The organism is Aquiflexum sp., assembly GCF_977115555.1.
Map to the genome: position 1 here is coordinate 1 of NZ_CDSBKL010000103.1, position 11597 is coordinate 11597.

11 protein-coding genes are annotated in these 11597 nt (G+C 39.9%); 7 read left to right on the plus strand and 4 right to left on the minus strand.

Annotated features, from left to right (window positions below):
- On the plus strand, nucleotides 1-361 hold a 361-nt coding region (locus ACZFYI_RS08320; protein WP_462523661.1), incomplete at its 5' end, for a hypothetical protein.
- A 4-nt stretch (nucleotides 362-365) separates the two neighbouring features.
- On the opposite strand, the gene ACZFYI_RS08325 is transcribed toward ACZFYI_RS08320, so the two are convergent.
- From ACZFYI_RS08325 to ACZFYI_RS08335, 3 genes are read right to left on the minus strand one after another with little or no spacing between them, the layout of a single operon-like run.
- Nucleotides 366-806: a c-type cytochrome gene (locus ACZFYI_RS08325; protein ID WP_462523662.1), complete on the minus strand. Its 441-nt coding sequence runs from the start codon at nucleotides 804-806 to the stop codon at nucleotides 366-368.
- Nucleotides 807-809: 3 nt separating this feature from the next.
- Nucleotides 810-1472: an SCO family protein gene (locus ACZFYI_RS08330; RefSeq protein ID WP_462523663.1), complete on the minus strand. Its 663-nt coding sequence runs from the start codon at nucleotides 1470-1472 to the stop codon at nucleotides 810-812.
- A 5-nt stretch (nucleotides 1473-1477) separates the two neighbouring features.
- Nucleotides 1478-2026: a CopD family protein gene (locus ACZFYI_RS08335; RefSeq protein WP_462523664.1), complete on the minus strand. Its 549-nt coding sequence runs from the start codon at nucleotides 2024-2026 to the stop codon at nucleotides 1478-1480.
- Nucleotides 2027-2076: 50 nt separating this feature from the next.
- On the opposite strand from ACZFYI_RS08335, the gene ACZFYI_RS08340 reads away from it, so the two are divergent.
- From ACZFYI_RS08340 to ACZFYI_RS08350, 3 genes are read left to right on the plus strand one after another with little or no spacing between them, the layout of a single operon-like run.
- Nucleotides 2077-2481 (plus strand): hypothetical protein, encoded by a 405-nt coding sequence (locus tag ACZFYI_RS08340; RefSeq protein WP_462523665.1) that lies wholly within the window; start codon nucleotides 2077-2079, stop codon nucleotides 2479-2481.
- 44 nt (nucleotides 2482-2525) lie between these two features.
- Nucleotides 2526-3524, plus strand: coding sequence for a methylmalonyl Co-A mutase-associated GTPase MeaB (meaB, locus tag ACZFYI_RS08345; protein WP_462523666.1), 999 nt, complete (start codon nucleotides 2526-2528; stop codon nucleotides 3522-3524).
- Nucleotides 3525-3526: 2 nt separating this feature from the next.
- The gene (locus ACZFYI_RS08350; protein WP_462523667.1) at nucleotides 3527-4312 is read left to right on the plus strand and encodes a DUF3298 and DUF4163 domain-containing protein; all 786 of its coding nucleotides are present in this window, start codon (nucleotides 3527-3529) and stop codon (nucleotides 4310-4312) included.
- Nucleotides 4313-4360: 48 nt separating this feature from the next.
- Here the strand turns inward: ACZFYI_RS08350 and dnaA are convergent, their stop codons facing one another.
- Nucleotides 4361-5782, minus strand: a complete 1422-nt coding sequence (gene dnaA / locus ACZFYI_RS08355) for a chromosomal replication initiator protein DnaA (protein ID WP_462523668.1) — start codon at nucleotides 5780-5782, stop codon at nucleotides 4361-4363.
- 487 nt (nucleotides 5783-6269) lie between these two features.
- Here dnaA and ACZFYI_RS08360 point away from each other — a divergent pair, with 487 nt between their 5' ends.
- The 3 genes from ACZFYI_RS08360 to ACZFYI_RS08370 form a co-directional block, all read left to right on the plus strand.
- On the plus strand, nucleotides 6270-7691 hold the full coding sequence (locus ACZFYI_RS08360; RefSeq protein ID WP_462523669.1) for a methylmalonyl-CoA mutase family protein: 1422 nt from the start codon (nucleotides 6270-6272) through the stop codon (nucleotides 7689-7691).
- Nucleotides 7688-9811 carry a methylmalonyl-CoA mutase gene (scpA, locus tag ACZFYI_RS08365; RefSeq protein WP_462523670.1) on the plus strand — a complete coding sequence of 708 codons (2124 nt, stop codon included), beginning with the start codon at nucleotides 7688-7690 and terminating at the stop codon, nucleotides 9809-9811. Before ACZFYI_RS08360 ends, scpA begins: the two co-directional genes overlap by 4 nt.
- A 140-nt stretch (nucleotides 9812-9951) precedes the next feature.
- The coding region (locus tag ACZFYI_RS08370; protein WP_462523671.1) for a cation:proton antiporter domain-containing protein at nucleotides 9952-11597 on the plus strand (1646 nt) is incomplete at its 3' end.

Below are 11597 nucleotides of genomic sequence, written 5' to 3' on the forward strand. Positions count from 1 at the left end.
TAAAAAAAAAAAAAATAAAATACTGAAGCAAGAAGTTTTTGCCTTTCATGATGAGGTCATGCCCAAAATGGTTGAGTTGAAAAAACTTAAAAAGGAGATCACCCAAAAGTCAAATGAACTGACGGCAAATAGCACTGGTAGTTCTGAAGAAATAGAAAGGCTTAATAGGATTGCAGTAGGTTTGGATGCAGCTTTTGAGGGGATGTTTGTTTGGATGAGGCAGTTCAAATCTACCTATGAGGATATGACCCAAGAAGAAGTTGAAAAATATCTTCTTGATCAAAAAATAAAAGTGCAAGAAGTCAACGATGAGATAAAAGCCTCCATTGCCGCTGCCAATAAGGAGTTGGGATATAATTGAGCAGTCATTTTTTTAAATACCCTTCTACCATAGTAGCATCGATCACCCCCGATTCACTTCCCCAAATATTGTAAAGATAAGTCATGATATGGGCGATTTCTATATTGGTTAGTCTGGGATTTCCTGGCATTTCTTGGTTATAGATCACCCCATTTACAATGATTTCTCCTTTTTGGCCGTTTTTGATTATTTTCGCTGTCCTTGGGATATCTGCCAAAAAATAGTCTGACTGAAATATCGGAGGGATGAGTTTGCCTAGTCCGGTACCATTTTTTTGATGGCAGTTTGCACAATTGGCTTCATACAATGCTTTTCCTTCTATCGCATATTGCAGTACTTTGGTATCAGTAATGCTTGCAAGCGTATTCTCTGGATTAGCGGATTTTGGCTTGCAGGAACTGAGGCAAATTATCGCAATAGCAATTGCAAAGGTAACTTTCTTCATGGGTTACTTTTGAAGCAATTTAGGGATGTCATTCATCAGCCTATTTACCTGGTCTTCCTTGGTGCCGTCATAGACGCCTCTGATATGGCCATTTTGGTCGACTAGGATAAATGCCCCTGAATGAAGATATCCTCCAAGTTCGTTTTGATCAGCCATTGCAGTAGTCATATAACTTGTCTGTCCGATTTCAAAAATTTTCTCTTGATCTCCGGTCAGAAAATGCCATGTTTTATCATCTTCTACACCAATCTTGAAAGCAAAATCCTTTAACAATTCCGGAGTATCATGAGTCGGATCTAAGGTGTGGCTCAGTATGAGAAAATCTGGCTGATCTTTGAATTTTTCATATACCCGAAGCATTTGGGTTTTCATGATGGGGCAGATGGTCGGGCAGCTGGTGAAGAAAAAGTCAGCAACATAAACTTTACCTTTTACAGAAAGATTGTTGATTTCCTTTCCTTCCTGATTTGTAAAGGAAAAATCTGCAATCTTATGATATACGGTGTCCTGAATGGTTTTTCCTTCCATTTCAAATTCTTCTACATGTCTGTTGCCAAGAATTGGAAGTGGAAGATTGGTATCCTCCTGAGTATTTTTTGAGGAGCAGTTCCAGATTAGCATTGCAAAACCTGTAATAAATAATATTTTACGGAATGGCTTATTCATAATTTTTAATTTTTGGACTGATTCTTTTCCCTTACTTTTTTATACCATTTGATTCCCAGCATCATGGTGACGCTCAGCATCAGCAAACCTCCGATTCCCCATACCACACTGATAAGGGTTTTGAGTACAATGAGGAAAACAATCGCAAATAGCAAAACTGTTGCTACTTCATTCCACATCCTTAATTGAGTGGAGGTCCATTTTGTTTTGCCGTTTTGTAAATCTTTGTAAATCCTGTGACAAATAAAATGATAGACATAAAGCACCAAGACAAAGACAAGTTTGGCCTGCATGAATCCTGATTCTATATAACCCCATCGGTAATAAAAAACCCATGCACCAAAGATCAAGGTAAGTATAGCCGATGGCCAGGTAATGATAAACCAAAGCCGATTTGCCATCAGATTCAGTTGGGGAGCAAGGATCCGTCTTTCTTCTTCGGGTTTTTCCAAAGCTTCAGTCTGGTAGATAAAAAGTCTCACGATATAAAACAGTCCTGCAAACCAAGTAGTTACAAAAATGATATGTAATGCTTTGATGTATTCGAAAGCCATCTTGAAATTTTTCTTCTAAATTAAAGCTTAAAATCTAAAAACCTCTAAATATGGCCTCGCGAAAATTATTTTATGGATTAATGATTGCAGTGGCAGCTTTGGTCATTTGGATAATGGTTGACAGCCTTTCGCAACCTGGTGTCGGTGAACTGAAAGGAGAATATACGGAGAAAGCATTTTACAGAAATGAAAACAATACAGGCCCGATTGTGAGGATTTATGCAGTGCATGCAGCAGATTCTTTATGGGAAGAAATGGAAAAATACGGCAACTATATGCCACATACCAAATACGGAAATACCAAAGTATTTTTCTTCAACGAGTTAGGGAATACGCCAAAAGAGCTTTCCCCCGAATCTCCATATTTTGATCCGGAATTTGCAGGATATTGCACAGCGATGTATGAAAAAACCGCGATGGGTCAGGTTCGGTTTGTCAAACATCCTTTCAAATAATTCCCTTAACTTTAATCGTTTTACTATTAAAAAAGCCATACGTTTTGACTAAAAACCGTCTTTCAGTATCTGAATATATCCAAGGGGTTTTGGATGCCGACAGGGTAATTCTCAGCCGGGCGATAACCTTGGTTGAAAGCACTCTGTATTCGGACCAATTGATTGCAGAAGAAGTGATGGAAGGGATATTACCTTACTCAGGTAACTCTGTCAGGATTGGAATCACCGGCGTACCGGGAGTTGGGAAGAGTACTTTTATAGAAAGTTTCGGGAAAATACTTGTGGAAAAAGGCCACAAAGTCGCTGTATTGGCTGTGGATCCCAGCAGTCAGGAATCACACGGAAGTATCTTGGGAGACAAAACAAGAATGGAAAATCTCGCGGCTGACAAGAGGGCTTACATCCGCCCTTCTCCAACGGGGAATACGCTCGGAGGTGTTAGTGCAAGGACTAGGGAAGGGATGTTGCTCTGCGAAGCAGCAGGTTTTGACGTGATATTGATTGAGACGGTAGGAGTGGGACAATCTGAAACCGCCGTCAAAGGAATGGTTGATTTTTTCTTGTTGCTGATGTTGGCTGGGGCGGGTGACGAATTGCAAGGCATCAAAAAAGGTATTGTTGAAATATGCGATGCCATGGTTATCAACAAGGCAGATGGAACCAACCTGGATGCCGCCAAAAATGCCAAAAGAGAATATTCCAATGCCCTTCATCTTTTTCCTGCCAAAGAAAACGGTTGGGTCCAGCAGGTCAAAATCTGTTCAGCATTGGATCAAACCGGTCTTGACGAAATTTGGGAGATGGTAGCAGGATATAAAGAAAGGATGGGCCAAAATGGTTTTTGGGACCATAACCGTGCAAACCAAAGAATTTCCTGGCTGCATGAACACATCAGGTATCTTTTGGAAAAGAGTTTTTTTCAAAATGAAAAAATCAAAACCCAATTGGATCAAATATTGCCTGAAATCAGATCGGGAAGGCTTTCTGCTATTGCCAAAGCACGGGAATTAGTTGAAATTTTCACAAACATTAAGAAAGAATAAGAATGAAGAATCTCCACAAATCCAAACACATAGCTTCTGGGATTCTACTTTTTTTCAGCTTCCTAATTTATTCTTGCCAATCCGAAAAAACTGAATCCGGGGCTTTGGAATTTGAGCAAAGGCAAATTGAAAAAGAATCCTGCGTGGGAGAAGAGTGTGCTAGGGTCAGTTTATCCTATCCATTTTTCAAAGGCGATGGTGAACCTGTTTCTCTTCTTAATGTGCATGTAGAGCAGCAATTGGTTCTGTTTTTGAACATGGATGAAAACCAGGAAATCGTGCCATTGGATTCTGCAGTATCCGGATTTCTAGATTCCTACCAAGAATTCAAAAATGATTTTGATTCTCCGCAAGAATGGGAAATCACAGTGGATGCTAAGGTTGCCCTTTTGGGGAAGAAATTGATATCCATTGTCTTCGATACTTTTTCTTTTACAGGTGGGGCACACCCGAACACCTACAGGTTATATCTGAACTTTGATCCTGTCAAAAATGAACCTTTAAAAAATCAGGAATTAGTTTTGGATGAAAATGGATTGTTAATATTGGCAGAATCCAAGTTCAGGCAATATCACGACGTAATTGATTCGGTTACTTTGGCCGTTGACGGCAGATTTTTTTTGGAGGATGAGAAGAATTTTTTCCTTCCTTCAGCCATGGGTTTTGAGGGAGAGGAATTTGTTTTGTATTACAATCCATATGAAATCGGTCCTTATGTAATGGGTTCGACCGAACTGAGATTTACAAAAGAAGAAATTAAAGGATTGGTTAAAACTCCTATGAGTTGAAAAAGATGTTTGAAAAAGATTGTGATTTATCTTTTGTTCAGTCTAAAATCAATAAGACCTCATTTTGAATTTTTTCTTCAGTTCATTTACTGAATTTCTAAAAGAGGAATCTGTCTCCATCAGGTCATTTACCGTCTGTACTGCGTGGATAACAGTGCTGTGGTCACGCCCTCCAAAATGATATCCTATAGATTTCAAAGAATGGTTGGTAAATTCCTTGGCAAAATACATAGCCACCTGACGGGCAGTGACAATTTCCTTTTTACGGGTTTTTGCCTTTAGATCTTCGATTTTAATATCAAAATAATCAGAGACAGTCTTTTGGATATAATCTATACCCACTTCTGTTTCAATATCCTTGACGATATTTTTCATGATTGTCTTGGCTAAAGCAAGGTCAATCTCGACGCGGTTTAGTGAAGCATGGGCTAAAAGTGAAATCATGACACCTTCCAGTTCTCTTACATTTGTATCCACTGTGTAAGCGAGGTATTCAATCACATCATCGGGAATATAGATTCCTTCAGATTGCATTTTTCTCTTGATAATTGCAACCCTTGTCTCAAAATCAGGCATCTGTAAATCTGCCGTAAGTCCCCATTTGAACCTTGAAAGCAGTCTTTCTTCCAAGCCCTTCAAATCTTTTGGAGGACAATCAGAAGTCATGATGATCTGCTTTTTGTTTTGGTGAAGGTGGTTGAAGATATGGAAAAACATCTCCTGTGTCCGGTCTTTGCCTGCCAAAAACTGGATGTCGTCAATAATCAAAACATCCACTTGCATGTAAAAATTGGTGAAACTCTTTACGTTCCCATCTTTGATGGAATCCATAAACTGATTCACAAATTTTTCTGAAGAAACATACAGCACGAATTTTTCCTCAGGCCCGTTTTTGATCTCATTGCCGATCGCCTGTACGAGGTGTGTTTTTCCCAAACCAACCCCGCCGTAAACCATGAGGGGATTGAAAGATGTCACACCGGGCTTGGTAGCTACAGCAAATCCTGCAGATCTCGCCAATCGGTTGCAGTCTCCTTCTATATAGGTATTGAAAGTATAATTCACATTGAGGTTTGATTGCAGTAGGGTATCGCTGTTGAGCGACTGCATGTCAAATGGACTCCTGTTTTCAGTTGGTAAAGCTGGTTTTTTTTGTGGAGAATTGGAATTTCCCTGAGGAAAATTGACCATGTATGGTTGATTCTGAGAATTGCCCCGATCGACCACCACTGCATATTCTAACCTTCCGCTGTTACCCAAAGTGGATTTGATGGCAAGCTTTAGAACATTGACGTAATTATCTTCCAACCATTCGTAAAAAAATTGACTTGGAACCTGAATCGTCAATGTTCCGCCTTCCAATCGAACTGGATTTATGGGCTTAAACCAAGTAGAAAAACTCTGTTCATTGACGTGTTGTTCTATCACACGCAGGCATTCATTCCAAACTGCATTTGCCTCTGAACTCATTTATCTTTAAACAAAACTATAGATAGTATTATTGAGAAAACCCTCCCCTTTTTTGAAGGGCTTCAAAATTGCGGAAAATATATTTAAATAAAAAATCGAAATGCCCTTGACTTTTGAATAAATGAGTAAACTTTTTTGTATTTCATGCCTAGGTTTTTTCTTTCTTTCAAAATGAAAATCAATGTACTCCCTTTTTAAAAAGTCATTGAAGCATCAGGTGACATAAAATTCCCTATGCCGAAGATTTTTTGTATTTGATATTGGTCAAAAAACAGGTTTCCATATAACCTTGGGAAGATAATTTGGATTGGAACCGAAGTGAATCATTGGGATCAATAAATACTAATTCTTGAATTCCAATTAAAAATGGGTTTTGAAAGTTCTAAGTCCTATTTTTACCTAGCTAAAAAAACATGCTTCTCTATCTTCTAACTGTTGTTATTGTCTTGAATTGGAACATTTTTTAGCTTAATTTATAAACCCAAGTATGAAAATTAATTTATTTGAACACTTTCCCAAACATTCTAAGCATGATTTGATCACCCAGATCATTAAGGATCCTCACGGAAAGGATTATGAGAAAACCCTGACATCTGTCACAGAGGATGGGATAAAAATTGAACCTATTTATACCATAGAAGATAGAAAAGGTTTAGAGGTGTTGGATTCCTTTCGAAACCGAGTCAATCCTGAATCTTTGATTCCGGGTATGCCTCCCAGGATTTGGGCTAATGTTTGTTCATTTGAGGGAACCAATGAAAAGAGCATGAATGGGGAAATCCTTGATGCACTTTTGAATGGTGCTGATGCGCTGCTGCTTCATCTTTCGGGTGAGGAAGATTTAGAGGTTATGCTTGAGGGAGTCCAGGCCCAGTATATCCAGATTTTTTTATCACCAAAAGAGGATCCAATCAAAGTCTTCAAGCAGTTCCTTGATTGGATAAACCGAAATAAATGGCCACAAGAATCTATTCTAGGTGGAATTTTATGGGATGGATTTGCATTTTCCTTGACCAATAAGATAGAAAAAAAGAATATTGTGGATACGGCTGTATCGCTGCTTCAATTGGGGGAGGAACTCACAGCATTTAAACTTTTTTCCATTAATTCTGCCATTTATCATGATTCTGGTGCGAGTTCTGTTCAGGAGCTGGCATTTGGATTATCAGCCTGGGTTGATTTGATTGATGCTATGGTAGAAGAGGGTTTTTATCCAAATGAAATCATTCAAAAAACTGTTTTCAGGCTTGCTGTTGGGACAGATTATTTCATTGAGATTGCCAAATTGAAGGCTGCAAGGGTATTGATAAACAGGTTGATAAGACTTTATCAAGTTGAAATTCCCGCAGAGGACATTTTTATTTTTGTTCAAACAAGCTTTTGGACCAAGACGATGTGGGATACCGAGACCAATATGGTCAGAAACACCACTGAAGCCATGACTGGAATTCTTGGCGGAGCCAATGCACTTTATGTCCTTCCTCATGACATTCCTTCCGGATATTCGGGGCTGTTGTCCCAAAGAATGGCTAGAAATGTCTCTAATATTTTAAAGGAAGAAAGCTACTTTGACAAGATTTTGGATCCTGTATCAGGTTCATATTTTATAGAAAATATGATCTTAGCTATTTTTCAAAAAGTGAAAGAATACATGGAGACTATTGAAGGGAAGGGAGGTTGGTGGACTTGCTACGAATCTTGCTTTATCCAAAATGAAGTTAGAACTCGTCGAAATATTAAAATGAAGCAAGTTCTGGAAGGGGAAAAAACCAAAATCGGAGTCAATAAATATATTTTCAAAAAGGAAAATTTCCCCAAACCAAATGCTTTTCCAGTCGAAGAAAGTTGGCAGTTATTGCCATTTAGAGAAAGTATGTCAGTCGAAAACTTAGAAACCCTAAATCCATGAGACCCGACATCAGCAAATTGAATTTGGATGCCAATGAAAACCCTATCCACATCACCTCAGAATCCGTTTGGGAGACAGCTGAGAAAATCATGGTTCCAGGTATTCTTTCCAAAATTGAAATAGAAAGACTCCACCACACCGGCTATGCTGCGGGTCTGCCACCTTATTTGCGAGGACCATACAGCACAATGTATGTGATGAGGCCATGGACTATCCGTCAATATGCCGGCTTTTCTACGGCAGAGGAATCCAATGCATTTTACAGGAGGAATCTTGCCGGTGGTCAAAAGGGACTTTCAGTTGCTTTTGACTTAGCTACCCACAGAGGGTATGACTCTGACCATCCTAGAGTGGTAGGAGATGTCGGCAAAGCAGGTGTGGCCATTGATTCGGTATTGGATATGAAGATACTTTTTGATGGGATTCCTTTGGATAAAATGTCCGTGTCGATGACAATGAACGGTGCGGTCATCCCCATTTTGGCATTTTATATTGTAGCAGCCGAAGAACAGGGTGTCAGCCCTGAGCAACTCAGCGGTACCATTCAAAATGATATTCTAAAGGAATTTATGGTTAGGAATACCTATATCTATCCTCCATTGCCATCCATGAGGATCATTGCTGATATTTTTGAATATACATCGAAGTATATGCCGAAGTTCAATTCTATCTCGATTTCAGGCTACCACATGCAGGAAGCCGGTGCCACGGCTGAGTTGGAGTTGGCTTATACCTTGGCAGATGGATTGGAATATTTGAGAACAGGAATCGCTGCCGGTTTGGATATTGATGACTTTGCTCCCCGATTGTCGTTTTTTTGGGCCATCGGGATGAACCATTTTATGGAGATTGCCAAAATGCGTGCTGCACGATTGCTTTGGTCCAAAATCGTCAATCAATTTAACCCGAAAGATCCCAAATCCCTTGCTTTGAGGACACACTGTCAGACCTCAGGATGGTCTCTTACGGCGCAGGATGTGTTCAACAATGTCACGAGGACAACAGTCGAGGCATTGGCTGCAGCACTTGGTCATACCCAATCCCTCCATACCAATTCTTTTGATGAAGCGATTGCTTTGCCTACGGATTTTTCTGCGAGGATTGCCAGGAACACACAACTGTACCTTCAGGAAGAAACCGGAGTTACCAAAGTGGTCGATCCTTGGGGTGGTTCCTATTATGTGGAATATTTGACAGACCAATTGATCGAAAAGTCCTGGGAACTGATACAGGAAGTAGAGAAGCTTGGTGGTATGGCCAAAGCCATTGAAGCCGGAATTCCCAAGATGAGAATCGAAGAAGCTGCGGCAAGAAAACAGGCGAGGATTGACAGCGGTAAGGATGTGATTGTGGGAGTCAATCGGTATCAAAATGAGGACAAAGCTGAGTTTGACATCCGGGAAGTTGACAATGATGCCGTCAGGTTGTCACAAATCGAAAGATTGGACAAGTTGAGGAGAGAAAGAAACCAAGAAGAAGTCAAAATTGCGCTTGATGCAATCAGTCAAACTGCCAAAACCAGGGAAGGCAACTTATTGGAGCTAGCAGTAGAAGCAGCAAGAAAAAGAGCTACTTTAGGAGAAATATCAGATGCTATGGAAAAAGAATTTGGTAGACACAAAGCCACTGTAAAGTCCATCTCCGGGGTTTATTCCTCAGAAGCAAAAGATGATTCAAGCTTTCAGGAAGCCAAAGAGTTGGCCGACAGATTTGCTTCACTTGAAGGGAGAAGGCCAAGAATCATGGTTGCCAAAATGGGACAAGATGGACATGACAGGGGGGCAAAAATTATCGCAACCGGATTTGCAGATTTGGGATTTGATGTGGATATAGGGCCACTTTTTCAGACCCCTGAAGAAGTAGCGATGCAGGCAATAGAAAATGACGTCCATATAGTTGGGGCATCTTCCTTGGCAGCAGGCCACAAGACTTTGGTGCCTGCTTTGATTAAGGAGTTGAAAAACCTGGGTAGGGAAGACATCATGGTCATTGCAGGAGGTGTCATTCCTCCAAAAGATTATGAGTTTCTCCAAAATGCGGGAGTAGCTGCCGTTTTTGGACCAGGAACTGTATTGTCCCAAGCGGCTAAAGAGATTTTGGAAAAATTAATGGAAGGGTGATAGGGCCGGAAATTTTTAATGCATAAGTTATATGTCCTTAAAATCAAAAGACTGAATAATTTTCAGTCTTTTGATTTTAAATCGGTTTGAATTCAAATTTTTTGGCGAAATTTATTGTGGTTTTTATTAAATGAAACTTTATGGTTTTTTCCGCGGAATTGAGCTTCAAACTACCCTGGGAAAACCCAGTGTTGATTTTTTCGAGTATCCTTTTCATCATATTGTTTGCCCCCATTTTACTGAATAAAATAAAGATCCCACAATTGATAGGGCTGATTTTGGCTGGAGCCGCAATTGGACCCAACGGAATAAACCTTTTGGAGCGAGATAGCAGTGTGGTTCTATTCGGGACTGTTGGATTGCTTTATATCATGTTTTTGGCAGGACTTGAAATCGATCTTGGTGATTTCAAAAAAAACAGTGGCAAGAGCATGGTATTCGGTCTTTACACGTTTGTTATCCCTATGGTTTTGGGGACTTTTACAGGTATTTATGTATTAGGATTTAGCATTCCGACTTCCATTCTTTTGGCAAGCATGTTTGCTTCACATACCCTTATTGCTTATCCGATCATAAGCAAAATGGGAGTGATCAAAAACAAAGCAGTCAGTATCGCAGTAGGAGGAACCTTGATTACTGATACCCTAGCTTTGTTGGTCTTGGCGGTAATCGTCGGGATGTCCACCGGAGAGGTGACCGGAGGTTTTTGGTTGAAACTGGGGATATCTATCTTGATATTCGCAGGTATTATCATATTCTTATTTCCTATGTTAGGAAGATGGTTTTTCAAGAGGAACGATGATAACATCTCGCAGTATATTTTTGTCCTTGCTCTTGTTTTTCTAGGAGCGTTTTTGGCTGAAGCGGCCGGAATTGAAGCCATCATCGGTGCATTCCTTGTTGGCCTGTCTTTGAACAGTCTTGTGCCTCATACCTCGCCTCTGATGAACAGGATTGAGTTTGTAGGAAATGCTTTATTTATTCCTTTTTTCCTTATAGGTGTGGGAATGTTGATTGACTTTAGGGTTTTTTACTTAGATAAAGAAACAATATTTGTAGCGATTGTTATGACAGTTACAGCTACGCTATCAAAGTTTTTGGCGGCTTATTTTACGCAAAAAACCTTTAAATTTTCTAAGGCACAAAGAGATGTCATTTTCGGTTTGAGTAATGCGCAGGCTGCCGCAACTTTAGCAGCAGTCTTGGTAGGTTATAAAATCGTCTTGGGCGAAACTGAAACCGGGGAGCCAATCAGGCTATTGGGGGACAGTGTTTTGAACGGAACTATTTTGATGATTTTGGTGACATGTACCATGGCCTCAATTGTGGCGCAAAAAGGTGCAGCAAGACTTGCCTTGGAGGAAGAGTCAGAGGAAAGTGGAACCGACAAAGAACAAGAACACGAGGAAAGAATCCTAATTCCTGTCAATTATCCGGAAAATATAGAGGAATTGATCCACCTGGGAGTGACCATCAAATCCAAGACTTCAAAAAACTCCCTTTATGCCCTTAATATTGTTCCTTCTGATGCCGCTGACGAAAGCAAGGAGAAATATGCCAAAAAACTATTGGAAAAAGCTACCATAAGCGCTGCTGCCACAGATAACAAATTGACTGAATTGATCAGGTATGATTCCAATTTGGTCAATGGTATCACCAATGTCGTGAAAGAAAATAAGGTCACCGACATCATTTTGGGTCTTCATAAACAACACGGTATTTCTGATTCTTTCTTGGGAAAACTAACCGAAGGGATCTTAAGTAAAAGCAATATCACTGCATTTAT